This window comes from Gammaproteobacteria bacterium (genome assembly GCA_035546635.1).
In the GTDB taxonomy this organism is placed as follows: domain Bacteria; phylum Pseudomonadota; class Gammaproteobacteria; order JAURND01; family JAURND01; genus DASZWJ01.
In genome coordinates this window covers 1-23,424 of the sequence record DASZWJ010000009.1, presented here as the reverse complement: position 1 = coordinate 23,424, position 23,424 = coordinate 1, and the positions used below count along the sequence as shown (strand labels likewise).

Annotated in this window: 30 protein-coding genes; 15 read left to right on the top strand and 15 right to left on the bottom strand. The window is 39.4% G+C overall.

Translation table 11 applies throughout. From position 1 onward, the window contains the following. Window positions 1-119 precede the first annotated feature (119 nt). Window positions 120-644, top strand: coding sequence for a hypothetical protein (locus VHE99_01765; GenBank protein HVV67753.1), 525 nt, complete (start codon window positions 120-122; stop codon window positions 642-644). A 141-nt stretch (window positions 645-785) separates the two neighbouring features. On the opposite strand, the gene VHE99_01760 is transcribed toward VHE99_01765, so the two are convergent. Then, window positions 786-1,475 (bottom strand): cyclase family protein, encoded by a 690-nt coding sequence (locus VHE99_01760; GenBank protein HVV67752.1) that lies wholly within the window; start codon window positions 1,473-1,475, stop codon window positions 786-788. A gap of 75 nt (window positions 1,476-1,550) precedes the next feature. After that, window positions 1,551-1,757: a hypothetical protein gene (locus VHE99_01755; protein HVV67751.1), complete on the bottom strand. Its 207-nt coding sequence runs from the start codon at window positions 1,755-1,757 to the stop codon at window positions 1,551-1,553. Window positions 1,758-2,104: 347 nt separating this feature from the next. Between VHE99_01755 and VHE99_01750 the strand changes: the two genes are divergently transcribed. From VHE99_01750 to VHE99_01740, 3 genes are all read left to right on the top strand, one after another. After that, entirely contained in the window at window positions 2,105-2,584 is a 480-nt protein-coding gene (locus VHE99_01750; protein ID HVV67750.1) for a hypothetical protein, read from the top strand. 15 nt (window positions 2,585-2,599) lie between these two features. Beyond that, on the top strand, window positions 2,600-3,547 hold the full coding sequence (locus VHE99_01745; protein HVV67749.1) for a hypothetical protein: 948 nt from the start codon (window positions 2,600-2,602) through the stop codon (window positions 3,545-3,547). Window positions 3,548-3,701: 154 nt separating this feature from the next. Continuing rightward, complete coding sequence (locus VHE99_01740) at window positions 3,702-5,000, top strand: MATE family efflux transporter (protein HVV67748.1); 1,299 nt, start codon at window positions 3,702-3,704, stop codon at window positions 4,998-5,000. Window positions 5,001-5,184: 184 nt separating this feature from the next. Here VHE99_01740 and VHE99_01735 read toward each other — a convergent pair whose 3' ends face one another. Next, window positions 5,185-6,378 carry an FAD-dependent oxidoreductase gene (locus VHE99_01735; protein ID HVV67747.1) on the bottom strand — a complete coding sequence of 398 codons (1,194 nt, stop codon included), beginning with the start codon at window positions 6,376-6,378 and terminating at the stop codon, window positions 5,185-5,187. Window positions 6,379-6,458: 80 nt separating this feature from the next. Between VHE99_01735 and VHE99_01730 the strand changes: the two genes are divergently transcribed. Next, complete coding sequence (locus VHE99_01730; protein ID HVV67746.1) at window positions 6,459-6,911, top strand: MarR family transcriptional regulator; 453 nt, start codon at window positions 6,459-6,461, stop codon at window positions 6,909-6,911. A gap of 19 nt (window positions 6,912-6,930) precedes the next feature. On the opposite strand, the gene VHE99_01725 is transcribed toward VHE99_01730, so the two are convergent. Then, on the bottom strand, window positions 6,931-7,647 hold the full coding sequence (locus VHE99_01725; protein HVV67745.1) for an alanine--tRNA ligase-related protein: 717 nt from the start codon (window positions 7,645-7,647) through the stop codon (window positions 6,931-6,933). Window positions 7,648-7,745: 98 nt separating this feature from the next. On the opposite strand from VHE99_01725, the gene VHE99_01720 reads away from it, so the two are divergent. The 3 genes from VHE99_01720 to VHE99_01710 all read left to right on the top strand — a co-directional run bounded on the left by VHE99_01720 (window position 7,746) and on the right by VHE99_01710 (window position 10,227). Beyond that, window positions 7,746-8,699, top strand: coding sequence for a helix-turn-helix domain-containing GNAT family N-acetyltransferase (locus VHE99_01720; protein ID HVV67744.1), 954 nt, complete (start codon window positions 7,746-7,748; stop codon window positions 8,697-8,699). Window positions 8,700-8,869: 170 nt separating this feature from the next. After that, window positions 8,870-9,859 carry an NADPH:quinone reductase gene (locus tag VHE99_01715; GenBank protein ID HVV67743.1) on the top strand — a complete coding sequence of 330 codons (990 nt, stop codon included), beginning with the start codon at window positions 8,870-8,872 and terminating at the stop codon, window positions 9,857-9,859. A gap of 38 nt (window positions 9,860-9,897) precedes the next feature. After that, window positions 9,898-10,227: a carboxymuconolactone decarboxylase family protein gene (locus VHE99_01710; protein ID HVV67742.1), complete on the top strand. Its 330-nt coding sequence runs from the start codon at window positions 9,898-9,900 to the stop codon at window positions 10,225-10,227. A gap of 247 nt (window positions 10,228-10,474) precedes the next feature. Here VHE99_01710 and VHE99_01705 read toward each other — a convergent pair whose 3' ends face one another. The 7 genes from VHE99_01705 to VHE99_01675 all read right to left on the bottom strand — a co-directional run bounded on the left by VHE99_01705 (window position 10,475) and on the right by VHE99_01675 (window position 14,395). Continuing rightward, window positions 10,475-10,702, bottom strand: coding sequence for a hypothetical protein (locus tag VHE99_01705; GenBank protein HVV67741.1), 228 nt, complete (start codon window positions 10,700-10,702; stop codon window positions 10,475-10,477). A 15-nt stretch (window positions 10,703-10,717) separates the two neighbouring features. After that, on the bottom strand, window positions 10,718-11,161 hold the full coding sequence (locus VHE99_01700; GenBank protein ID HVV67740.1) for a hypothetical protein: 444 nt from the start codon (window positions 11,159-11,161) through the stop codon (window positions 10,718-10,720). A 54-nt stretch (window positions 11,162-11,215) separates the two neighbouring features. Continuing rightward, window positions 11,216-11,821, bottom strand: coding sequence for a GNAT family N-acetyltransferase (locus VHE99_01695; protein HVV67739.1), 606 nt, complete (start codon window positions 11,819-11,821; stop codon window positions 11,216-11,218). Next, window positions 11,818-12,396 carry a DNA-binding protein gene (locus VHE99_01690; protein HVV67738.1) on the bottom strand — a complete coding sequence of 193 codons (579 nt, stop codon included), beginning with the start codon at window positions 12,394-12,396 and terminating at the stop codon, window positions 11,818-11,820. Before VHE99_01690 ends, VHE99_01695 begins: the two co-directional genes overlap by 4 nt. Before the next feature lie 246 nt (window positions 12,397-12,642). Continuing rightward, window positions 12,643-13,209, bottom strand: coding sequence for an AAA family ATPase (locus VHE99_01685; GenBank protein HVV67737.1), 567 nt, complete (start codon window positions 13,207-13,209; stop codon window positions 12,643-12,645). A gap of 132 nt (window positions 13,210-13,341) precedes the next feature. Then, on the bottom strand, window positions 13,342-13,857 hold the full coding sequence (locus VHE99_01680) for an antirestriction protein ArdA (GenBank protein HVV67736.1): 516 nt from the start codon (window positions 13,855-13,857) through the stop codon (window positions 13,342-13,344). Between the two features lie 175 nt (window positions 13,858-14,032). Next, window positions 14,033-14,395: a hypothetical protein gene (locus VHE99_01675; GenBank protein ID HVV67735.1), complete on the bottom strand. Its 363-nt coding sequence runs from the start codon at window positions 14,393-14,395 to the stop codon at window positions 14,033-14,035. Window positions 14,396-14,447: 52 nt separating this feature from the next. Here VHE99_01675 and VHE99_01670 point away from each other — a divergent pair, with 52 nt between their 5' ends. Beyond that, entirely contained in the window at window positions 14,448-14,582 is a 135-nt protein-coding gene (locus tag VHE99_01670) for a hypothetical protein (GenBank protein HVV67734.1), read from the top strand. A gap of 380 nt (window positions 14,583-14,962) precedes the next feature. Here VHE99_01670 and VHE99_01665 read toward each other — a convergent pair whose 3' ends face one another. From VHE99_01665 to VHE99_01655, 3 genes are read right to left on the bottom strand one after another with little or no spacing between them, the layout of a single operon-like run. After that, a complete protein-coding gene (locus VHE99_01665; GenBank protein ID HVV67733.1) occupies window positions 14,963-15,652 on the bottom strand; it encodes a TIGR03761 family integrating conjugative element protein in 690 nt (229 codons plus the stop codon). Window positions 15,653-15,663: 11 nt separating this feature from the next. Next, on the bottom strand, window positions 15,664-16,743 hold the full coding sequence (locus VHE99_01660; GenBank protein ID HVV67732.1) for a TraI domain-containing protein: 1,080 nt from the start codon (window positions 16,741-16,743) through the stop codon (window positions 15,664-15,666). A gap of 16 nt (window positions 16,744-16,759) precedes the next feature. Continuing rightward, window positions 16,760-17,446 (bottom strand): TraM recognition domain-containing protein, encoded by a 687-nt coding sequence (locus VHE99_01655; protein HVV67731.1) that lies wholly within the window; start codon window positions 17,444-17,446, stop codon window positions 16,760-16,762. An 83-nt stretch (window positions 17,447-17,529) separates the two neighbouring features. Between VHE99_01655 and VHE99_01650 the strand changes: the two genes are divergently transcribed. The 6 genes from VHE99_01650 to VHE99_01625 all read left to right on the top strand — a co-directional run bounded on the left by VHE99_01650 (window position 17,530) and on the right by VHE99_01625 (window position 23,136). Next, complete coding sequence (locus VHE99_01650; protein HVV67730.1) at window positions 17,530-17,955, top strand: S24 family peptidase; 426 nt, start codon at window positions 17,530-17,532, stop codon at window positions 17,953-17,955. Continuing rightward, window positions 17,952-18,959 (top strand): queuosine precursor transporter, encoded by a 1,008-nt coding sequence (locus VHE99_01645; GenBank protein ID HVV67729.1) that lies wholly within the window; start codon window positions 17,952-17,954, stop codon window positions 18,957-18,959. The genes VHE99_01650 and VHE99_01645 overlap by 4 nt, the downstream gene beginning before the upstream one ends. A gap of 62 nt (window positions 18,960-19,021) precedes the next feature. Next, window positions 19,022-19,987 (top strand): quinolinate synthase NadA, encoded by a 966-nt coding sequence (gene nadA / locus VHE99_01640; protein ID HVV67728.1) that lies wholly within the window; start codon window positions 19,022-19,024, stop codon window positions 19,985-19,987. Between the two features lie 59 nt (window positions 19,988-20,046). Then, window positions 20,047-20,853 (top strand): methyltransferase domain-containing protein, encoded by an 807-nt coding sequence (locus tag VHE99_01635; protein ID HVV67727.1) that lies wholly within the window; start codon window positions 20,047-20,049, stop codon window positions 20,851-20,853. After that, window positions 20,837-21,694, top strand: coding sequence for an alpha/beta hydrolase (locus tag VHE99_01630; protein HVV67726.1), 858 nt, complete (start codon window positions 20,837-20,839; stop codon window positions 21,692-21,694). Before VHE99_01635 ends, VHE99_01630 begins: the two co-directional genes overlap by 17 nt. A 14-nt stretch (window positions 21,695-21,708) precedes the next feature. Next, the gene (locus VHE99_01625) at window positions 21,709-23,136 is read left to right on the top strand and encodes an MFS transporter (protein ID HVV67725.1); all 1,428 of its coding nucleotides are present in this window, start codon (window positions 21,709-21,711) and stop codon (window positions 23,134-23,136) included. A 52-nt stretch (window positions 23,137-23,188) separates the two neighbouring features. Here the strand turns inward: VHE99_01625 and VHE99_01620 are convergent. After that, window positions 23,189-23,424: carbon storage regulator (locus VHE99_01620; GenBank protein ID HVV67724.1), on the bottom strand; the 236-nt coding region annotated here is incomplete at its 5' end.

Sequence of the window (23,424 nt, the reverse complement as noted above, 5' to 3'; positions counted from 1 at the left end):
TCAATCAAGCTCACAAAATCAGACGCAAAGAAGTAGAACCCACCTCTCTCCTGCCGCAGTTTATCAATAAGTCCTTATTTATATAAAGAAAACATTCGCTAGAAAAATTCAAATATGGGATGGAATTATTAGGGGCTTACCGTAAACTTATTCGCTATGTACATGAATTACAGCAGGACTATTTTATTGAACAATCCATAGGCATACTGAAATCCCTAGATAGCCAGGAAACCCACCCACTGCAATCGCCTGCTTTTTTTGAATTATTTGATGCTGTCTGTGTAGAACATCATTGCATCGAATATTACCTCCTGGATGAATCGTATAGCTTCTTACTCCTCGATGAGCACGGCCATGAAGCCTGGTTAATACTTCGTTCCAGTTTGGATATGCGCAGCTATTATGAAATGGCACAAGATGAAGAACCGGCGGTGAGCAAAAGTATTTTGCGTTCTCTAAAAAATCAGAGCAAGTTAGTATTTTTTAAACAGGGAGCAGAAGATATCCCACCTGTCAGTGAATGGCTGCTGGCGGAGGCAAAACCTTTAGCAGGCACTGATACCTATTATGGAATACTGCATGGTAAGCAAGGCTATATGCACCCTGAAAAGATTTTAAATTATTCGGAATTTTTGAAAAAATGAAAATGAATGATGTTTAATAATCTCTTCAGCCATCTCTTTTAATTTATCCGCATGGTCGGATTTAAATTGCTCATATTTTTCAAAGGAATCGATGTGTGCAAGCATATCTTGTAGCGTTGAATTCAGCATGGGCGACAAGTCTCAAGTAGTGGGTATTAACGCAAACAATCTAATAGGCGCTTCAGTAGCTTCTTTTGCTTTAATAGGAATAACCAGGATAAAACTACCAATCTTTGGCAAGTCATGCAAATTAGCCGCATTTTCAACAATCAATTTATTCGATTGTAAAAATAATTGATGCACGGGGAATCCACTTTCTGGACAATCGGGTGACAAAGTGTCAATGCCCAATCCGCAGACATCTTTTTCGATTAGTAAAGAAGCAGCCTCTTTAGAAACCGAAGGAAATCGGTGGTTGTTTCTGTATTTTTCAGGCTCTTCCCAAAAGCGTTCCCAGCCGGTTTTAATCATGACAAATGTACCCGGCAAAATAAGCGAAAATTCTTTCTCAAAATTTTTTATATCCTGCGGTGAAACGCGGTAATTTTCGTCGCAATGGTTTGAGACATCAATAACCACGCAGGGCGCTATTAATTTTTCTAAAGAAATTTGGTCGATTGTGCTAGCGCCGGGTATGCAATGTGCCGGAGCATCCAGATGCGTTCCAATACCGGATTGCATGGCAAATTCACCTACCCTGAATTTAACTTCATTTGGACATGCATCATAATTAGAGCGAACTCTATGTTGAAAACCACAGTCACCATCCCAGGTGGGAATGGATTGTTCCAGCGCATGCGTGAGATCAATTGGCGAATAAGGAAATTTCATCGTTTATTTCCAACTATATGGGTTGACAATAAAATAACTGGAGTATCACGCTAGATCGCTCGATTATCAGGAAAGTTAGATTTTTCCTACTTTATGACTGTCTTTATGAGTTTTCCAGTCTCTATCCGCTTTTAAAACAAATCTAGCTGCTTCAATCAAGAAAAACTCTTTATTTTCTATACCTGCCCATTGAGTATATTGCTCTATCTCAGTATCCAGGGATTTAGGAAGTTTAGCCCTGATTCGCACTGTGTCTAAGTTAACCGGTTTAATAAGCGGCATAAAGAACTCCTTGGGGGTCGGAAATATGGAACTTCTGTAAACTGAGAATAAATATCTCAGTTTGTTTTGTCTATACACAATTGTGCTGGATATTACTTGCTGCCGAGGGTCAATAATTGATCTATTAAAAATCTAAATCATTGCCCGAAAGTTTCCTTGAAACTCAGAACAAAATGGTAGCTCTTTTTGAGTCAAAACCTTGTTAAAATAATCTCAAAATTGACGGTAGCGTGAAGGTACCCTGACGGGCTGCGCCCGTCAGGGTACCCCTTTAATATGGCGCAAGCTATCTTGATGATTTAAAAAGGAAATAATGTTATTTTCTCTGAAAAAAAGCGACAGGGACTATGAGACAAGCATTTGAGACGGAAAACCCAGTAAAAAACCGCTTGGAAATAGACGTCATCGGCGGCCTTCATACCTGTCTGAAACAGCTGATAACGGCTCTGCCAAGCGGCGGAAATGCGCGGGCATGTAAACGGCTTTTAGAAGCAAACTGCTCCGCTTTGCTTCGCGGCGAACACCCCGAAAAACTCATCAGGCGTATCGGTCGAAAGCGCAATCTAAAGGCCGTTTGCTTAGACGCATTAAGCCAAGAAGAAGCCCAAAAGAACACTGTGGAAATCAAACAACTGCGCAAATTGGCGAATGCTCGCCCACTAGTGCCGGGCTCACGCAAACTGGAACGCTATCACTCAGAAATCATATCCTTATCTACGGCAAAAGCCTCTTGCCGCGATATAAAACTATGGCTGTTTATGAAGAAAGGATTGGTTGTATCCCACCATAGCATTCAGCGATATTTGAACGCAATCTCAAGTACATAGGAGCAAATTCAGTTAATGGAAAAGAGCAAAATTCCGGTTCAGGGTCATGCCAAATTCTCCATGCGAGAACAGGCAGAGAAGTTCATTGATGCTCGTGCGAACCGTGGCAAAAGCAAGGCCAGCGGAGCCATCCTTCGCAGTGATCGTACCGTTCTGCGTTACCAAGGAGACCTCAGTCGTGCGGCAGAAACCATACAAAAATTACACGGTATCCAGCGTCTAAAAGACATCACCCAGCAACAGGCGCAAGCTTACATTAATGCTCGGTTACAAGAAAATATCCGTGTCCGTACCGTGCAAGGATATGCAAAAGCTTTAGAATTATTGCCTTTGGTTGGACAGCTAAATGTTCCTTCTAGAGCTACCGATAAACGGGATAAACCTAAACAAGTGCGTGCTTATACCCCACTACAAATTAAAGCCATTCAGCAGAAAATTTATACCGCCAATGGCCACCTGGCCATCCAGATTCTTCTCGAATCCGGTTGCCGTGCTAAAGATTTGGCTTCCCTATGTTTAGCGACGGAGAGACCCGCTAAAAACGCTCGATTAAATAAGCTACACACAGACCGATTTCTTGGAAGAGAGCACTGGGTTCAGGTGACATTTATTGGCAAAGGCGGACATGAATATACCTCTGCTATATCTCCTGAAGCGGCAGCCAAATTAGCGGAAGTTCGTTTACTGATACCCAGGGATTTTAGAGAGCGTAAGCAGGCAAATGTCGTTACCCGACAATACTATGATTTACCGGCGGGGTTTAAATTTTCCAAGCTTTGGAGTGAAGCATGTATGCAGGCTCTTTATAGTTCCAGAGGGCTACATGGCCTGCGCCATACATTTGCGCAACAACGTTTGCGGGAGATGTTGCAGGCCGGGATGACATGGGATAAAGCGCGCGAATGTGTCAGCCAGCTGATGGGTCATTATAGAGCTTCAGAAATTGAAACTTATTGCCGTTGAATTTTATCTGACAGCTCTCTAACAGAATCGGATTCTGTAAGGGGCAAAAACCGGAATTGTTTTCACAAGTAATGAAAGAATATGCGACTGCCACTCAGGGATGACTTGGTTTAATTGATTTGGACAATGCCCCATATCCAGGTAAACTCAGTGGATGAAACCCGTCTTATCTTCAGAAGTCTGGGCTTTAGCCTGGCCCATGATATTGTCAAATATATCCATCCCATTGTTGGGTATGGTGGACACTGCTGTCGTAGGGCATCTCCCACATCCAGGTGCTATTGCTACCGTAGCATTAGGAACGATGGTATTTGATGTGCTATTTTGGTGTTTCGGTTTTCTACGTATGTCCACAACCTCCCTGGCTGCTCAAAACCCTGACAGCAATCAGATTTATTATCAAAGCTTTACAATCGCAATAGTTATTGCTCTGCTATTAATCTGCTTCAGCTCTTTATTAAAGCAAGGTATCTTACTATTCATACATACAGATGTTAATGTCGAAAAAATGTTGGCTAGTTATTTTGACATCCGTATTTTTTCAGCCATACCTACTCTGATAAACTATGTCAATTATGGCTTTTTCTTTGGTCGTCATAACACCAGGACACCTCTAGCTCTATTATTGATAACAAATATCTCTGCAATGGTATTGGATTATATTTTGGTTTGGCATTTTGATTTAGGTGCAGATGGTATTGCCTTAGCAAATCTTATTACCCAAACCATTGGTGCAAGTCTAGGTGTATGGTTAATCTATAAGCTCTACCTTAAACAATCGCCATCTATAAAGCATCAACCTCTATTTTCATTACAACGAACCAAACAATTATTTTCACTGAATACAGATATATTCATCAGAACCTTATTTTTGGTATTAACCACTTCATTTTTTACCCGACAAAGTGCTTATTTAGGGGTTAATATTGTTGCAGCCAATATGATATTAATGAATTTACAATTAGTCACTAGCTTTGCCTTAGATGGTTTTGCAATTGCATCTGAAACTTTAGTTGGCCGTGCAGTCGGTAAAAGAGATAAACAAGATTTTTACATTCAAGTTAAATCCTGCGCACAATGGTCAGGCATTTTTGGTCTGATATTTGTGGTTGGCTATTATATGTTTGGACCCTTGCTTATTTCCTTGATGACCTCTTTAATTGACGTCAAATTCATTGCGATGAAAAGCTTACCCTGGGTAGTGATATTACCTTTAATCTCTGTGCCTGGCTTTCTCTTAGATGGCGTCTTCATTGGCGCAGCATGCTCAAAGCCATTACGTAACTCAATTTTATTTTCTACCTTCATCGTTTTCATCCCTGTTTGGTATGTCTCCCAACCGCTTGCTAATCAAGGGCTTTGGCTAGCCTATACTTGTTTTATTTTGGCAAGAGGGGTTTATTTATCAATCGTGTTAAGCACCAAAAACAAGATATTACAAAATTTCAACTAAAAGCCATTCAGCAGAAAATCCTCTGAGAGCGCAGGCAGCCAATCTGCGTCGACAAGGAATGATCTTTAGTCACTACCGTCCAGCCGTCTGCCAGCATCCGTACCTCTTTTTGGTCGATGTTCAGTATCATTGATATCTATTTGCTACCTTAGCAGGGTTATCTTGAGTCGAGGTATTTATATTGCTATTGACTATCTGGAAGAGGTTTAAACGTAGGATCAGCCGCCTTCATCAAATCATCTGGGTTCCCATTTAAGGGCGGGTAAATACGCTCATGATTGATATAATTTTTAATCTTTTTCGCCGTGTCTCGCACTGAAATTACTTGGCGATCCCAACCTTCACAATAAAGAGCACCCCACGAGCCTAAATCCAGGCAAGTGACGTATTTGGGTTGTTGATAAACAAGTAAAGGTTGGTCATACAAATCAGCGACTGCATTATGCCCGGCAACTCTACCCTGTGGCATGGCATGTTGGCAGGACATCAATGATAGATGGGTTTCATCCGTCCGTGCAGCGCAGACATCACCTGCTGCAAAACCATCTTCTAAACCAGAGATCCGTAAATTTCTATCAACCGGAAGCCGTCCCTGCATATCCTGCTCTATTGGAAAAAGCTTGGTTAGCGGATTAGCACGCATACCGGTTGCACAGATGACTGTTTGTGTATCAATTACCTCCCCAGATGTCAAAGTGAGTTGGGTTTCATTCATGGAGGTCACACCGCTATTAGATACACTCTCAACTCCGAGTTCCTCTAACGCAGCCAAAATATAAGGCTCGGCATGACTGCCTAAAGAACCACCCACTTGGTTGCGATCGATAATAATGATGCGAAAATTTTCTTTTCCCTGAAAAATGTTCTTTAAACGTTCTGCTAATTCAGTGGCTACCTCCAAACCGGTAAAACTACCACCAACGACTGCAATGGTTGAACGTCCAAGACTTAGCTTAGAGGGGAGTTTTTCTAAATGTACGGCCAGTTTCTGTGCGGCCTCAAAAGTGTCCACATTAAAACTGTATTCTTCTAATCCGAGAATATTGGGTGCCTGGAATTGACTGCCTGCTGCCAAGATTAATCGGTCATACGAAATAGACTCACCCGTGTCCAGCTCGATTTTTTTTTGGTTGAAGACCACGTGATTTACGGAGGCAACAATCACTTGAATACCCAAGGGAGTTAATATCTGAGCAAGAGGAATGCGAGTTTGATTGAGATTATCTTCATAGAAGCGAGGTCGCATTCCGTGGAAATCGTTTTTATTAATGACAATAATCTGAAGTTTTTCTGATTTTCCAAGTAATATAGCATGACGGGCTGCTGCTAAAGCGCTCCATACCCCTGCAAAACCTCCACCAATAATCACAATTTTCATTCGCTGCCTCATCGTGTATAATGGCAATATATTAACACATTGACAATGCATTGTCAATGTTAGGCAGGAGGTATCATTTAATGTCTATCAAGAAACCAGGCGAAGGATTCAGAGGTGAAAAAGGCCATATTGGCTATTTATTAAGGCAAGCCAGCCATGCATTTCGCCTAAAGATTGACGATACGTTGCGTCGGTATGGCATTACTCATCCACAATTTGCCGTACTCAGTGTATTAAAATTTGATCCGGGATTACACGCAGCTGATATAGCGCGTACCTGTATGTTGTCACGCCAGGCTGTTAAAATTATTGTTGCCAATCTTGAGCAGGCAGAATTAGTCTCTTTGAAAGCCCATGAAGTGCATGGGCGCATTCAGGAAATATACCTGACTGAATTAGGCAAAAAAAGATTAGCTCAATGTATGGATTTAGTAGAGCAGCTGGAAAAGCAATTGTTAGCTGAATTAACGCCAAAAGAAGAAAAAATAATTCGCGCTTGGCTTGTTCGATGTGCGGCTACGTTTACGACTTAAAATACACAAGATCATTCAGCTAATTAACATTATAATAAATTTTAATTTTATTACCTTTTATTTTTTGTTTGGTCAACTTTAAACCTTTCAATCCAGATAAGGTATGCAAATGAGTTCCTCCGCAAGGCTGGTATGCAAACGACCCAATCTTAATGAGACGAACTAATTCATGCTGAGGGATTGTATAGGGTAACCCTGGGCATATGCTTTCTAATTGATCGGCGCTGACATTTCGCTTTTGTATGGGCAGACTTTGATCTATCAAGACATCTATTCTCTGTTGAATTACATTGAGATCCAATATCCGGCTATTTGCGACAATAGAAAATTCAACGTAACACTCGCCTGGAAAATGATGACCTTTTATTGCCGTAAAATCCTGTGAAAAATCCTCAACTGCGTTGCTAACAAGATGACCGGCAGTATGTAATGTGGCGTGCATTATTCTGGCATCTGGATCAATGTTCAAAATAACTGGCTTGTGGAGAATTTCTGGATGCCCGGCATCTGTGTAATGACGAATTTGTTTATCAATCACCTTGACGGCATGTATGAGTATTTTTTTACCTTCAAATATCACATGGCCACGATCAGAAGGCTGCCCTCCACCTTGTGGATAAAATAAGGTCTTATCTAAGACAATAAAATACCCTTTTTCATCTTGACCCAGCGACTCGACAATTCCCTCGCCTGAGAAGTGATAAGTGTCTTCATAATACAACGGAATACTGCTCATTTAATTTACCTCTATTGAAACAACTTTAAATATTATAATAAATATAGTTGCATATTACAAGTGTATTTATTATAATAATACCAAAATGAGGTAAATTTATGAAAGTAACTCAAATTGAAACATTAAGAGAAGTATCTAGAAAATTAGTAAGAGAATTGGGCATATTGCAAGTAGATCAGCTTGATTCCAATATGACACCCGGGCATTGGCATGCATTGATCGAGATTAACAGAGTTTCTGATATCACCATCTCAAATTTAGCTGAACTATTGCTTATGTCAGTGTCTAAAATGTCCAGAATCGTCAAATACCTTGAAAAAAATGATTGGATAGAATTAAAAGCCGGAATCGATAAGCGTGAAAAATATTTACATACAACCCTCAAAGGAAAGAGTGAAATAAAAAAGATTGATAAATTTTCTATTTCTAAGGTGAGTGGCGCTTTTGAATTTTTGGATGATTCAGAAATGCTAAAAATTATTGAGGCAATCAGTAAATATAGTGCTGCTTTAGAAAAAAGCAGATTAAAAAAAGAGCAAATTAAAATAGCCACTCTTTCCACTTCTCGTCCATTAAGGCAGCAAATTGTCAGCATGATTTCTAATATTCAGAAAAACGAATTTTCCATTCCAATATCCAAGGAAACTAATGCTGGTATATTAAAAGCTGAGCAAGAGTATTATTATAACAATAGCTATAATTTTTGGTACGCTGTGGATGAGCAGGGAAAAATCATAGGCAGCATCGGCTTGAAAAAAATTGACGCCAAAACAGGAGAAGTTAAAAAATTCTTTGTTACTTCTGAATATCGAGGAAAGGGAGTTGCTCAAAAATTAATGGATACCTTGTTAAAAGCATCGGTCAAGCATGGATTTCGGTGTTTATATCTTGGCACAGTAAGCAAGCTTCATGCTGCTCAAAAGTTTTATCAAAAATATGGGTTTAAATCTATTAGCCGTCAAGATTTGCCAGAAAATTTTGAAATATGCCCGCTAGATTCACGTTTTTTTAAAGTTGAGGTTTTAGATTTAAAAAAATCACTTCATGGATAAAATGATAGGAGCATAAACTTTCTTTAGTTGAGCTCCACGCGCAGATAAAAGAGGAAAACTTCCAGCATCATTATGAACCTCGATGGCGTTGGTGCTCAGCAACGCCTGTAGATGCTTTCTCCATTATCCAGATAAACTTAACAAACCGGCACGAATAGGAGAAATAATTTATGAAAGCTGCATGGTATGAAAAAATAGGCTCGGCTGAAGAAGTCCTAGAGATTGGTGAAGCCCCTATACCGGATATTAAACCCAATGAAGTATTGATTCGATTACATACTTCAGGCGTAAATCCATCGGATGTAAAAATGCGCCGGGGTATACGAGAAAAAATGCCATTCCCTCAAATAATCCCGCATAGTGACGGAGCCGGTATTATAGAAAAAGTAGGAGCAGAGATTTCTCATAATCGCATTGGTCAACGTGTTTGGACTTATAATGCACGTTGGCAACGTGCTTTTGGCACAGCTGCGGAATTTGTGGTTCTTCCCGCAGCCTTAGCGATACCACTACCCGATGTAGTTTCGTTTGAGGCCGGTGCTTGTTTAGGTATACCGGCTTTGACTGCGCATCGATGTGTCTTTGTCGATGGCAATATCGAAGGCAAGACAGTTTTAGTGACAGGTGGAGCTGGCAGTGTGGGCTATTATGCTATTCAGTTCGCTAAGTGGGGTGGCGCTACAGTGATTGCGACTGTGAGTAATCCAGAAAAAGCGCGATATGCAAAAGAAGCGGGTGCCGACTATATACTGAATTATCGCAAAGACAACATCGTGGAAAAAGTACATACCCTAACCGACAATAAGGGTGTAGATCACATTGTAGAAGTCGATTTTGGCCGAAATTTAGCAGTAACCCAGGATATCCTTAAATTAAATGGCAGTGTCGCAACTTACGCTTCAATGGGGAATCCCAATCCAGAATTACCTTTTTATCTTTTCCTATTTAGAGGGGCGACATTTCATCTGGTGAATGTCTATGAACTTCCAAATGACGCCAGATCACAGGCTATTCGGGATATAACTTCTCTTCTGGAGTCCAATGAATTAAAACATCTAATCGCCGCACGTTTTGAGCTAAAAGACATTGTCGCTGCTCACCAATTAGTGGAGGGTGGTACGGCTATCGGTAATGTTGTTATCAATGTTATTCAAGAATAAAATAATGATTCTTAAAATTTCTACAAGGGAAATATAGTATGAAAGACAACAAAGGTATTGGTAAACGCAGCATAGGCGATATTGCGCCTAAGCTGGCAGAATTGACTGACGATATCATATTCGGCGATATTTGGGAGCGCAAAGGCTTATCCAAACGTGATCGCAGTCTGATTACAGTTGCAACTCTGGTCGCATTGAATCGTAGAGAGCAATTGCCATTTCATCTTAATTTCGCTTTGGAAAATGGCATTGGTCAGGAAGAGCTGGTCGAGCTTATCACCCATCTGGCATTTTATTCCGGTTGGCCTACAGCGATGTCAGCCATTAATGCCTTAAAAGCACTGCTGGCTGCAAAAACTAATCAATAGAATCCTCGCCGCGGTTTATCATGCAAAACATACCGAAAAATAGCGGAAAACAACGATGAAAATTTTGACCACAATGGACTTATTCTAAATTTTTCTGGCTATTAATAGCAGTCGCTCTGTTCGATATTCATAGAATCTCGATCCATCAATGCTGCATTGCTTCAGCACTTTAAAGCCATTACGGTGCAGCATGTCTTTGAGTTGCGCTGCGGTGTAAACTTGTAAAGTTTGCCTGGTTTTCGACAATTTAGGCGATTATGGGTGGGGGAATTAAGGTGCTAAATGACACCAGCCAAAAAACTTGCGAGCCTGTACCGCAGGTCATATCCAACACAGTTTTTACTCGATATTTTTTTAGAATGTTTTCTATGGCAGCATTAGTCGCCTGGGATGCTTTTTCGTTAAAAGCATCATAGTGTTTAGCCTCTTTATTATAGTGTGAGGGTTTGGCACTGGTGTGAGTTAAACGGTTCATGGTCGTCTTCAAGATTTATAAATGATTGCCGGAAAGAATATTCTCTTTCATAAAAACGGTATGAAATACATTGTCACAATCGACGCTGATATAAGCATTTTGTGTTTCAAATAAATGTCCGCATAACGTTTTTGCATAATCCCAATGCTGCCAGGTAAGGTGGAAAGTGCCGTCTTTGTCGACTGAGTAGGTTCCTTGGTCGGTTTGCGGTTCGTCTTTCGGTTTGACGGACATTTTTCCCCAGGCATGGCCTTGGTTATCGAGATAAAAAGAAAATGTGTTGTTAATTGTGCGTCCATTGAGATTGTCGGTAGGAATGGAAGTCAGTGTTTTATTAATAATGGATTTTTCAAACTCAGATTTATTTATGGGCGACAAGGTGACAGCAAGACAGGCTGAGCTCCATATAAGAGATGCCAAAGCTGTTATTGCCGTAACCACCATAATTGATTTTTTCATGATGCCATCTCCTTTTGAAGGTAAATTAATATTGCCGATTATCGGTTAATCACGCTAATCCCATGCCACGGATAGCGAAGGAAGGTTCTTTATATCATAACAAGCATACACCAGCGTATCGCTGAGCTTACCATTAATAGCTATCCTGTGTGCCTTAAGTGTGGCTTCTAAATGATAACCCAAACGCTCAGGAATTTTTTTGCTGCGAACATTCTTGCTATCGCAAGTAATGGCCATACGTTTTACTGCTAACTGCTTAAAAGCATATTGAGTGATGGCATTGATAGCCTCGGTCATATAGCCTTGGCCTTGGCAGGAGGTTCTTATCCAGTAACCCGTCTCGACTCGCGGAACTTCCCAATCAATCGAGTGAAAGCCAGTTGCGCCAATAAATTGCTCACTATGCCTATCAAAAATAAATAATTGCAGCCAGGGTTCTTCGTTTTTCTTTAAAATCCAATTGGCAGCTGCAATGCGTACTTGCTCCTCAGAATCCTCCAGTGTGGGTTTTTCTTTAGCCCAATCCATAAATTGATGCAGTGTAGCAAACGACTCTAAAATAGCGGCATTGACTACAGTTCCATCGCCTACTCGTGACGGTCTTATTAAAAGACGTGGCGTCATAATTGGCATAGGTAAATCAAGTAAGATAGATTTCATGCTAGTGCTCTAGCTTTTAGTTTTGGCCGATTAGCTGCTTTTTCTAGCCGGCTGAGTTGCTTTTCCAGTTCTTGACACCGAGCCTCTGCAACAGCAGCCCGCTTGTCTGTTTCATGTTGATTTTGCAAATAGTCTTCCAGTTTCTTTTCAAGCAAGGCAATCCTATCCAGCTGCTGAGCCTGTATTGAGGTTGCCGTGCTGAGCTGTTGTTCCAATTGTTTGGTTTGGGCTTCATACGCATCTAATGTGGCTTCTTGCCTGGCAAGCGTTTCTAATGTCTCTTCAAGTTGTTCGTTGGTTTGATCTATCTGAGACTGGGACTGCTCTTTCGTTTCAGCCACGGCTTGGCCTATTTCCGCCAATATGGCTTTTCTGAGGCTGGCGGATAAATCGCGATCAATCACTGACTGAGCATAAGATTGTTCTTTCTTCCACCGGTTTAGGAAGGTGGCAATCGTTCCAAAAGCACCGCCAATATGGCTGAGGATGGTGCGGACGGAGATTTTTTCTCCCGCCAACTGCATTTTTTGAACAGTCTGGCAAAAAACATCGTAGGTAATGGTATCTCGGCGCATGTGAAGGATCTCCTGAAAAAGTAAGGCTTGATATCAAAAATATTCGATATCAGATATTTAAAGATATTAAACGATATTTGATATCTTTACAACGAGCGTGATTTTATTTTCTTTAATGAACCACGATAGCGGAAAGATAAACAAGCGCAGCAGGGTCGGGAGATGTATTAACAGCCTGTGTAGGGCTTCGCATTGGCAGAGATAAAAGATAAAGCAGATAATTTAAAGAAGAATTAGGATGATTTTTTAGGGACCATTCTCTAGTGCTTTTATTTTGGCAACAATAAATGCCGCACGCTCTTTCACGCTAACTTTAGGAACCTCTAATACCTGGTAACCTTGATTCGGATAAAATGCTATTAACCGCCGGTATTCCACCATCGCTTCAGAAAGCGTATGTTTCCTTTCGGTATCTTGACAATAAATTTCCGGCCACGGCGGGATCATGAATACCAGCGGATTAAACCTTAGCGTCGAGGATAAATCATCGTACTGATGAGCATCGGGTCGCGCTAGCGTTTGAAAGTAGCTAATAGCGTCTAAAAAGCAGCGATCAAAAAAACAATAGTGATCGTTTTGTGATGACAATATATCATTCATAGCATGGTAATCAGCCACAGAGCGTTTAATAATGGCTGCACAAAAATCAATGGGACGTTGCCAAGGCGTTAAATCTCCGCCGATTACTAATTGTTCTTTGACAATGGCTCTTCCTGGCTCGGGAACGGTATAATAACCTTGCGATTCAAGCTCGGTAATCAAAGTTGATTTTCCACCACCCGAGCACCCTGTAATTACAATTAATCGATTCATAATAGTATCAGTTAAGTGACATTTTCATATTGCTATGAAAACGACGCCTCGTGAGAGACGATTTCATAAGTGACTAAAGCCACTTACTGGTACAACATTTAATGAATCAGGGGCATAAACCCCTGACTCAGGTCAGTATGAACTGAACACATGCACGTCTCCGTCAACCTTCAATGAAAAAAAATCCGAGATAAACCAATCTCTAGCCATTTTTTCGTAGTCAACATACCAGCGCAGGTTTTCAGGTATTTGTGTGCCTATTTGGTCGAGAAATTCTTCAACAAAATCAGGCTCACTGTTATAAGCGCCGTGATAGCAATCTTCCATCACTGTGACGGCTTGATCGATATCCCCACTGCAATAAGCAATGAGTTCAGCACCTATCTTTCCATGCTCAACAATGAACTTTGCCCATGCTGAAACAGTAGTTAAGCTTTCATATTCATGTATTGTTAGAGAGCCGAAATTCTCAACATCATGAATAGCATGCTCTTCAGCATTGGACTCAGGGCTTAAGCGGAGCATTTCAGTAATGGATTCTTGCAAAATATCCACATCCTGATCCGCATCCAGCCAAATCCCGTGTAAATGGCCATCGTTGTATGCAGCCAAACAGGCAACATATATCCTAGGTAATAAATCAGACATAATTTCTCCAAAGAAAAAACGGAAGAATTAGCTGATACCCATTCAGGGGAGCTATTTCCCCCGTTGGGTGGTTTACGTAGAACGCCATAAGAAAACCTTATGGCGCGGATGATTTATGTTTAGCGCAGAACGCAATATCGCACAGCATAACTCCAATAAGTAAAGATCGCGACGGTTAAATATCCTTGGGCGAAGTGGCGGGAGGTAAATTACTGTCCCGTAACCAGCCTTTGAATCCCATCAACCTACTTTTGAGTTGTACCATTTGAGCTGGATCCTGCTCAGTTAAACCAGCGTAACACTGCGAAAATTGATTGTAGTGCGCCACAAAATGCAACACCACATATTCGCCAGTCTGGCACGCCTGCGTGAGTTCATCGAGTCGGGTTATCAGGTCTGCCTCATCGACAAGACATTCCAGTTCAATATCGTCCGAAGACCAGGAAAGGACTTTGATCTTGAGGATCATGCCTTCCGGTGCTTGTTCAATACTGGATAAGTTACCGAAGCCAGATAAACATAATACAAATTTACTCATATTTCCTCCTTGTAAAAATAAAGAGGAAATACCCATAAGGGGTTTTTCCCCTATGGGTGGTTTTCATGCAGAAATACAGAAGCGATTTAATTATCTTCTGAATATTCTGCATGGTGAATTTCAGCTTCTTGAGCAATGGCTATGCCAAGTACTTAATCAGCTGAACTGGATTAAAGAAGGTTCTTAAAAATTTCCTTCAACGAAAAGAAAAATAGCTGCACCAAGCCTTGAAATGAAAATACATTTTCTTATCAAGGCTAAGATTGAAGAGTCGAATACCATTAACGAGATAAAGACTGAACCAAATAGGTCAAGCGAGATCCACGTTAAAAAAATAAACGAATAATAAAGTAGAATTGCAGATAATCTGCAACGGATAGTCAAGTAGAAAGGGTTTAAAAAACCCTCGGAAGGTAAAGTAGAATACCCGCTAAGCGAGTACGGCCACGAAATCGGAATAAATTCCGACGACCAGGGAAGTTGCATCGTAGCACGCCTGATCTTTACTGCGGTTTTAAGTCTTGCAGTGAGACTCATACAGGTATTTTACGCTATTTTATTCGAGAATCAACGCCCTGAAAGGGTGTTTAGCAAAAATAAGAACTTAAGTTCTTTATTTAAAATCACCGCGGGGATTTCGCCCATTTTATCTTTGGCTTCTTTTGCCAGCGCATTATTATCACGGATATCTTGGCGCGAGACATGCACTTTCCAAGCTAAGGGAATAGAAAATAACTGACGAATACTTGGCACCACGCTGATTGGGAGCTGGTTGAATTCCACGATTTGCCCGATATGGCGTAAGGTATAAGCTTGTCGTGAGATATAGTCTAACTCCGACAGTACAGCAGCCGCCATGTAACTAAAAGGTGTGACAAATCTCAACGTTAATGGCATCGGTTTTGGATTTTCAAATAAAGGGATATTAAATCCACGTAGTTGTGATAAGCGGTACGTTAAATGCTGTTCTATTTTTTGCATCGCTTCTTGAATATGATTTATTTTCTCGTCTATTTTCATGAAGCACCAATCTGCATAAGGGTCATCTGCTTGATGCCCTTTCCATAAATCACGTACCTTCGTAGCAAACTGCCACAAACCCTGTTGATAGGCTTTCCAATTGCCATTTAATAAGGATTGCGCTAACCGGGTGTGTAAAGTGAGGTGGATATCTCCATCCATATAAAGCGGCAGTGCCTTTGTTTGAGAGGATTCTGGAATTAATTCATGATTTTCAGTTTGCTGAGATTTTGTCACTATAACTACTCCTATAAGGGAATTTCACTGACGAAATTAGACTGAATCGGAAGTGATTTTAAAAAGTCTGGTAAATACATTACTTGCAGTATGATCCCTTCTAAAATCAGACGATTTTCAAATCGATCTGGCCGGTAACGGTGGAGTACGGAATGATTTTTTTCTAATAAATAATCATGGAGATTTTCTAGTAGATGTTCTTGAGAGGAATATTGTGGATAGCAAGACAGGAAATCATCAATGCGCTTTGATTCAATAAATAAACCGGGAGTAACACGCAGGAATGAATTATTCTCTGAATCATTGTCGCTATCCTGATATTGCTGCTCTAACCATACGGTGAAATCTTCTAAGGTGCTAGCAGCTGGTTTTTTTATCGCTTTAAGTTTTTCAGAATGTAATGGATATTCTATTTCCTCAATTGCTTTTTTTATTAAACCCATAAGTGAGTCATTTCTTTCTACTTGCACGCCTGATGTGATGGCTTGCCACCAACTATCAAAGACATCAGGATACGAAGCCAGCCAGCGCATGGCGTAGGAAGGAATAAGTTTTCCTACAAGAAGCGCCATGCAATGACTGGAATCTATTAATGCGTGATTGGGACGAGCGGTTATTGTGTAATAAGTTTTTGGCTCATACAAAGTGCCAGCTAATACTGACCACTGACCGAGTTTTTCATTATTGTTCAGGTATAAATTTACAGCGCGATCTGTTTGTAACCGTGCCAATCCGGTTAATAAGCAAACTGTGAAAACTGCATAAGTCCATAAAGGTTCTTGCTCAGCGATGGATTCGCTCTCAGAATGTTGAGGCAACATGTAACCGCGACGTAATTTTAAAGCAGTGACCGCTAGCTCCAATTGCCGTTTCAGTAAGCTATAGGGTTCCGGTTGCTTAACGTCAAAAGGCATGGCTTGGCAAAATTCTGCAAACGCTGTGAAAGTAGCAAGATACAATTGTTGATATACATCGGGAGGCGCACTGATGAGGGATTTCAATTGTAATAGTAGTGGCTGTATCAGTGGCTGTCGGCTAATAGCTTCACCTGATAAACAAGGCAATAATTGAGGTTCTGTGACTTTTTCCATAGCGATTTCCTATAAGCTAAGCGGCTTTGAGAAAACAGTGCGATTGCGAAGACATTAAGCGCAAAATATTTTCCAGATCCGCTGGTACTTCAACAGACTCCTGTTGAGGCAGCGGCATACGCAACTTATATAGCTTTCCCCCTTCCAGAAGAGCAAAAGCCTGTCCCTTTGATAAATTCAATACGTCGTTTTGTTCTATCAGACGCTGCTCACTGTGGGAGAGGCGATCTTCATTACTGGAGCGGAAGAAGACCCCTTCCTCACCATGCGCCGTGTCACTACTGCTTGAGGCAGGGATAACCCGCAAAATGGGGACTCGGGGTAATTGCTCCAATAGCATTTCAACCGTGCGTGCTTCTTTGCAACGAAACATCACGATCGTGCCAAAATTACCAGCGACTTGACCCGCTTTGGCGGCGGCCTTTAGACGGGCTTCGACATCAGACCAGGTCTGTGTGTAAGCTGCGACGGTGATGCCTGCGCCTCGACCCTTGTTGAGCAAAGGGATGAATTCATCGCCAATGATTTCATTGAATTCATCCGAATGAACGCAAATGCGAGGGAGGGCTTTACTTTGCGTGGCTGTTTTATAAAAACCATCATACAAGCCGTGCTTATACAGCCGACCGGCGACAGCGACTAGATCAGCAAATAAGGCATTCCCTACCGCCGTAGATACCTCACGATCCGTTAAGGCATCCAAACCGACATAGACAATCTGGCAAAATACAAAAATCCAGATATATTAATGAAATTGCAATTTACCTTAAGGTGGACCCCCTATGGTTGGCTACTGGGTCTTCCGCTCTTAAAACTCACTATCCAACTCAATTAACAGAGGTATCTCAAATACCTATTTTATCTTGGGAGAAAATAGGTGAGGAAAATCAAATGCCTTATGAGGGTATGGTTGGAGGAACCTTCGATCATTCAGATCTAAGTTATGCTCTTAAAATTAAGGACGACTCAATGTCACCAAAATTTGAGGTTGGCGACGTATTGTTAGTTTCAGAGAATGATAAACCCGAGCATGGAGATTATGTGATCGCAAATATTTTGGCTAATTCACTAAAAATATGTCGAAAATATCAAAATGAAAATGAGTCAAAGCTTGTTGCACTTAATCCAGGCTATGGCGTGATACATTATAACGATACAAAATTCGAAATTATTGCAATAGTTAAAGAAAGCAGGATGAACCTTAGAGTATGAAAATTATTGAAGCTTTCAAGAATTTTGTTTTTACATGGCTTTATAGAATTCAAAATTTCTTTGACAGCCATTATAGCTATGAGCTAGAGGGATTTTCTTTAGAGAAAGGACAAACTTCAGTAATATATAGGGTTCAAGGAAAATATCAAACTTACAAAAGAAATTTAATTGACTGTTACAATGACCAAGCTTTTCTTTCATCTTTTTCACCTTTAAACGTAAAACAAATTTGTCAGCAATATTTTGCTGATTCGCCATCCACAAAAGATGTTGTATCTACTAATAAAGTTTTCTATCCAATAAGAATACCAGCCAGAAGACAAAAGTATCTTCCCTGTCTTGGGATGCTTTATATTGGTTTGCTGACTACATCTATTTTACTTTCACCTAATCTTGTTAGAGTTGGTCCTTACACAGAGCCTGGAGGAATTTTATTGTTTCCTCTGACCTATTTACTTGCGGATACTATTTCTGAAGTTTATGGTTATCAAATTGTAAGACTTATTATTTGGAGCGTGCTTTTGTGTTTAACCATAGTTACAATCGGTATATGCGCTTCAATTATGCTGCCCCCACTCTCAAGCAAAGCTAATACTGAATATATTCATGTTTTTGGAAATATGCCAAGATTGTTTTTGGCTAACGGAATATCAATCGTTTTATCAGACTTTTCTAATGCATATTTCTTTTCTAAATTAAAAATTGTTAACCATGGAAAATATTTATGGTTACGTGTAATAGGCGCTTCAGCTATGGGAGAGATTACATATACGATAATTTGGATTTTTATATTTTTTATTACTCAACTTTCTCTTGGGCAAATGATATCCATGGCAGTTCAAAATTATTTTTTTAAAGTGGTCTATAGTGCTTTTTTTATTCCTCTCTTTTACATATTATCATCTAAACTTAAAAAAGCTGAAGGATTGGACACTTATGATTACAACATTTCATACAATATGTTTTCAACCAAACTGGATGATTTTAGTAAGAGCAAGGAGTAATATTTTCATTTCTATTCATAAACTTTATATTGACATTTTACAATTTGATTTCGGAGTTTGATATGAATATACAGATTGAGAATGCTATTGACTTGATGGCAAAGCAAGATTGTAAACTAGTTTCTCACTATTATACAAATCCATTAGTGCAAGATCTTGCAGAAAATTCTGGGGGGTTTGTCGGTGACTCACTAGATATGGCCATATGGAGTCGTAAGCAAAGCTGTCAATCTATTCTAGTTGCTGGCGTGTATTTCATGGCTGAAACTATTAAAATTCTAAATCCAGATAAACATGTTTATATTGTTGACGAAAATGCTACTTGTTCCTTGGATTTAAGTTGCGGATATGATGACTTTATGTTGTTTTGTCAAAATAACCCAGATAGAACGGTAATTGCTTATATTAATACATCTGCTAAAGTAAAAACACTAGCCGATTGGGTTGTTACCTCGAGAAAAGCTGTTGAATTAATTTATTATCTAGAATGTAAAGGTGAAAAAATTTTGTGGGCTCCAGATAAGCACATGGGTTCTTACTTAAAGCAAGAAACCAAAGCAGATATTTTATGTTGGGATGGAGCTTGTATTGTTCATGAGTCTCTAAAGGCAAAAGGAATTGCAAATCTGATTGAAAAAAATCCTGATGCTGCTGTTTTTGTGCACCCAGAAGCCCCCTTAGAAGTAATTAATCTTGCCACTCTTGTAGGGTCTACAAAAGACATGATTGATCAAATTCAAAAAATTAAAAATAAACAAATTATTGTTGCTACTGATCGAGGAATAATTTATAAGTTAACTAAAATTGCTCCTGAAAAGGAGATTATAGAAGCGCCAAGCGGAGGGACTGGGGCTACCTGTGTCGCTTGTGCTCATTGTCCTTGGATGGAGATGAACACATTGGATAAAATTATTTCTCAATTAAACCATAAAAATTCAGAAATATTATTAGATGAAGAGATAATCTATAAGGCACAGAGACCATTAGAAAAAATGCTTAATATAGACAACTTAATATACCGTTATTAAGTAAAGATTTATTCAATAAATTTTGAATTATGATTGATCCTTCATAAATGGAGCTTGTTATGAAATATTCTGAAGTGGCGGATGAATATAAAAAAATTGCTAAAAATCAAGCTTCTGCTGGCGAAGAGCTAATTAGTTTGATTTTTTTTAAAGGACAAGAGTCTATTTTAGATTTAGGGTGTGGGACCGGACATCTTGCTTTCGAGTTAAGTAAAAAAACTTCGGGACGGGTAATAGGGATCGATCCCTCAGAAGGTATGATTCGACAAGCTAAAAAGTCTTATGGTGAGTTTATAAAATTTGTTTGTGAAAAAGGTGAAAATATGGCTTTCACCTCTCAATTTGATGTAATTTTTTGTAATTCTGTGTTTCACTGGTTTAAAGATCCTGTTCCTGTGCTAAAAAAAATTCACCAAGCATTAAAAAATCAAGGTGTATTTGCTTTGCAAACTCCAGTAACTGAATGGTGTGATTTTATTGTAGATGCCATTGATCAAACCTGTAAATCAGACAATATAAAACAATATATGGAACACTATTTAAATCCATGGTTTCATCTTAAAAATGCCAGTGCTTATCAAGCCTTATTAGAATATCATGGTTTTAATGTTCGTTTAGCTTTTGATGAAGATGTTACTACCCAAGCTTGTGATTTTGAAAAAATAGTTGGCTTATTTAATTCTGGACCAGCTTTAGCTTATCTTAACTTCGAAAACTACTCTATTCCATGTAGTGAAAATTTTAAAAATAACTTTATCGATACTTTACATCAAATTATTCGTCAAAAGATGGGTAACAGGACAGTGGTTGATATTACTTATCATAGAGCTTTCTTAATTGCTTGTAAGTATGATGGCATCTGTTAGTAAATCTGTTATTACTCATAAGGGAATTTTTTATACCCGCATAAGTACAAATTTATCATTAGATGCTCCCGTCATACTTTTTATTCATGGTATCGGGGAATCTAGTTTATGCTTCAAAGAGGCTCTTCTTCATAGCAATTTATTAGGGTTAGGAACTTTAATAATGCCAGACTTACCTGGGTTTGGCGCGTCCATTCATGCAAGCGTTTCAAACTACGAAGATTATATTAGTATTGCAACCGATAATCTGTTGTGTTTAATAGGAGAGGTCGCAATAAATCATAATCCTCTTATACTAATCAGTCACTCTGCTGGGAATGTTATTGCCTTAAATTTACTCCCCCAGCTTAAAAATCATTTGATTGCTTATGTAGATATGGATGGAATTTACGCAGCAGAGCCATGGCGTTATAGCAGCCAAGTGCATCGATATGCCTCAGCTGACATATTTTATAGTCAAGCATACAATAACTTATTAACTGAAATTCAAACAGCACCTAATGAATCTCTTCTGCGTTACTATAGTAGTTTTGTTCGTTGCTACCCAGAAGCATTTTATCAATATGCGAAAGCCACTCAGAAATTCTTAATTCACCAAAAATATTACTTAAATTTTGTTAAAGGAAAACATTTATTTATAGCTTCGAAAAAAATTAACGGCCTGTTACTTAACCAACTAGAAACATCTGACATAAAGGTTATTCAATTATCATGTTTAGGACATTGGGTAATGCTGGAAGAACCTCAAAAAGTTTATGATTTAATAGTACATTGGATTACTAATATTCATATCCCCATAGATACTGACCAATGCTGCTATCCGTATGAATGGAATCATTGAGGGAGGATGATCTATTGTCTAAAAGATATCAATCAACTCTTATAATAAAACATGATTCATTGCAAAAGGGTATATTACTTACCGTATGCATAGGTTTTTTTCTCGTTTGCTTAGACACGAGTGTCGTCAATGTTGCTTTAGATAATCTACGTTTAGGTCTACATATAGACGTAAGCGGATTACAATGGACAGTTACCTCCTACACTTTGAGTTTTGCTTCATTGCTTTTAGGTGCCGGTGCATTAGGGGATCGTATAGGTGCAAGAAAAGTTTTTGTGTTTGGGTTATCCATTTTTTCTATTGCTTCCTTGTTATGCGGCTTAGCACCTTCTTTGTGGTTTTTAATCTTCGCAAGAATTCTGCAAGGGGGTGGAGCTGCACTACTTGTTGCAAATTCTCTGTCCATTCTTCATCATATTTTTGTTCAACCACGTGCCAAAGCACGAGCTTTTGGTGTTTGGGGTGGTGTCGGCGGTATCGCGATTGCAGCCGGTCCAGTTCTAGGTGGTTTTTTACTTTCGATGTTTGGTTGGCGCTCTATTTTTTTATTGAATATACCGTTTTGTCTTTTAGGCATATATATGGTATTTTGTTTTATTCCAAAAATAGAACGTTCGCCTAAGCAGATAAAATTTTTTGCTCAAGTTATTTCCATTCTAGCCCTTGGGTCATTGACTTATTCTTGCATTTCTGCGGGATCAAAGGGATGGACTCACTATTCTGTGGTCATAGGCGTTTTTGTATTCATTATTTCAACTATTGCCTTCATTTTAGCGGAAGTTTTCTCATCCTCACCGTTACTACCTAGAGGTATTTTTCACCGCCGAGGTTTTACCGCAGCTTTAATCGTTGGAATCATCATCAATTTTGGATATTACGGTCAACTATTTGTCCTAAGTCTGTATTTTCAACAAATTAAAGGGTATTCCGCCCTTGAAACAGGATTTGCTTTTTTACCTCAGGCAATCATTGGTGCATTAACCGCATTTTTTTGTGGAAAATTGACTGCAAAAATAGGCCCTGGTATCCCCATGTGTATTGGCTTACTTATAGGATTTTCCGGATTTATTACACTAACGTTTATTAATCAAAATAGTTCTTATTTGGCGATCATTATGCCTATGCTGATTGTTGGATTTGGCATGTCATTCATTGCCCCTTCAACAGTTTCTGCAGCCATGTCTTCTGCTTCGTCCGCTGATGGAGGAGTTGTTTCTGGTATCATTAATGCCGCCCGTCAGAGCGGAAGTGTTCTGGGGATTGCAATTTTAGGCAGTTTGATCGGCTCTATTGCTTTTACCGCCGGAATGAGTCTTGCATTTTTTATTGCAGCTGGTTTTTACTTTGTTGGGCTTTGTTTGACTGTATTTTGGATTTTGCCACAACAAAATAGCATAAATTCTAAAACGGAATTAAATGTGGTTGATGATCTGACCCCTTAATTGGAAAGACCATTTAATATCGGGTTATATAATTTAGCTGAAAATACCTAACTTAATTAGTCTGAAAAAGTATCGCCCTGCTAATTTCTTCCCGACATATTGGTATTTCAAGCGGCGCTTGGATTGCCAATTTTATTAATGAGCCAGTTATTTCTGCTATAGCAATTTCAATATTGCCATTAATAACAATTACTTCTTTTAGCTTTTCTATTACGAGCACGGACATTATAACCTCCTTATTTTTCTTTTTTTTAGAGATTAGATCGTTTAGTGTACTATTTACAGAGA

Bases quoted from the DNA above. Each gene is read 5' to 3' on its own strand.
- VHE99_01765 (HVV67753.1), top strand. From the start codon at position 120: ATGGAATTATTAGGGGCTTACCGTAAACTTATTCGCTATGTACATGAA.
- VHE99_01760 (HVV67752.1), bottom strand. From the start codon at position 1,475: ATGAAATTTCCTTATTCGCCAATTGATCTCACGCATGCGCTGGAACAA.
- VHE99_01755 (HVV67751.1), bottom strand. From the start codon at position 1,757: ATGCCGCTTATTAAACCGGTTAACTTAGACACAGTGCGAATCAGGGCT.
- VHE99_01750 (HVV67750.1), top strand. From the start codon at position 2,105: ATGAGACAAGCATTTGAGACGGAAAACCCAGTAAAAAACCGCTTGGAA.
- VHE99_01745 (HVV67749.1), top strand. From the start codon at position 2,600: ATGGAAAAGAGCAAAATTCCGGTTCAGGGTCATGCCAAATTCTCCATG.
- VHE99_01740 (HVV67748.1), top strand. From the start codon at position 3,702: ATGAAACCCGTCTTATCTTCAGAAGTCTGGGCTTTAGCCTGGCCCATG.
- VHE99_01735 (HVV67747.1), bottom strand. From the start codon at position 6,378: ATGAAAATTGTGATTATTGGTGGAGGTTTTGCAGGGGTATGGAGCGCT.
- VHE99_01730 (HVV67746.1), top strand. From the start codon at position 6,459: ATGTCTATCAAGAAACCAGGCGAAGGATTCAGAGGTGAAAAAGGCCAT.
- VHE99_01725 (HVV67745.1), bottom strand. From the start codon at position 7,647: ATGAGCAGTATTCCGTTGTATTATGAAGACACTTATCACTTCTCAGGC.
- VHE99_01720 (HVV67744.1), top strand. From the start codon at position 7,746: ATGAAAGTAACTCAAATTGAAACATTAAGAGAAGTATCTAGAAAATTA.
- VHE99_01715 (HVV67743.1), top strand. From the start codon at position 8,870: ATGAAAGCTGCATGGTATGAAAAAATAGGCTCGGCTGAAGAAGTCCTA.
- VHE99_01710 (HVV67742.1), top strand. From the start codon at position 9,898: ATGAAAGACAACAAAGGTATTGGTAAACGCAGCATAGGCGATATTGCG.
- VHE99_01705 (HVV67741.1), bottom strand. From the start codon at position 10,702: ATGAACCGTTTAACTCACACCAGTGCCAAACCCTCACACTATAATAAA.
- VHE99_01700 (HVV67740.1), bottom strand. From the start codon at position 11,161: ATGAAAAAATCAATTATGGTGGTTACGGCAATAACAGCTTTGGCATCT.
- VHE99_01695 (HVV67739.1), bottom strand. From the start codon at position 11,821: ATGAAATCTATCTTACTTGATTTACCTATGCCAATTATGACGCCACGT.
- VHE99_01690 (HVV67738.1), bottom strand. From the start codon at position 12,396: ATGCGCCGAGATACCATTACCTACGATGTTTTTTGCCAGACTGTTCAA.
- VHE99_01685 (HVV67737.1), bottom strand. From the start codon at position 13,209: ATGAATCGATTAATTGTAATTACAGGGTGCTCGGGTGGTGGAAAATCA.
- VHE99_01680 (HVV67736.1), bottom strand. From the start codon at position 13,857: ATGTCTGATTTATTACCTAGGATATATGTTGCCTGTTTGGCTGCATAC.
- VHE99_01675 (HVV67735.1), bottom strand. From the start codon at position 14,395: ATGAGTAAATTTGTATTATGTTTATCTGGCTTCGGTAACTTATCCAGT.
- VHE99_01670 (HVV67734.1), top strand. From the start codon at position 14,448: ATGGGTGGTTTTCATGCAGAAATACAGAAGCGATTTAATTATCTTCTG.
- VHE99_01660 (HVV67732.1), bottom strand. From the start codon at position 16,743: ATGGAAAAAGTCACAGAACCTCAATTATTGCCTTGTTTATCAGGTGAA.
- VHE99_01645 (HVV67729.1), top strand. From the start codon at position 17,952: ATGAAAATTATTGAAGCTTTCAAGAATTTTGTTTTTACATGGCTTTAT.
- nadA (HVV67728.1), top strand. From the start codon at position 19,022: ATGAATATACAGATTGAGAATGCTATTGACTTGATGGCAAAGCAAGAT.
- VHE99_01635 (HVV67727.1), top strand. From the start codon at position 20,047: ATGAAATATTCTGAAGTGGCGGATGAATATAAAAAAATTGCTAAAAAT.
- VHE99_01630 (HVV67726.1), top strand. From the start codon at position 20,837: ATGATGGCATCTGTTAGTAAATCTGTTATTACTCATAAGGGAATTTTT.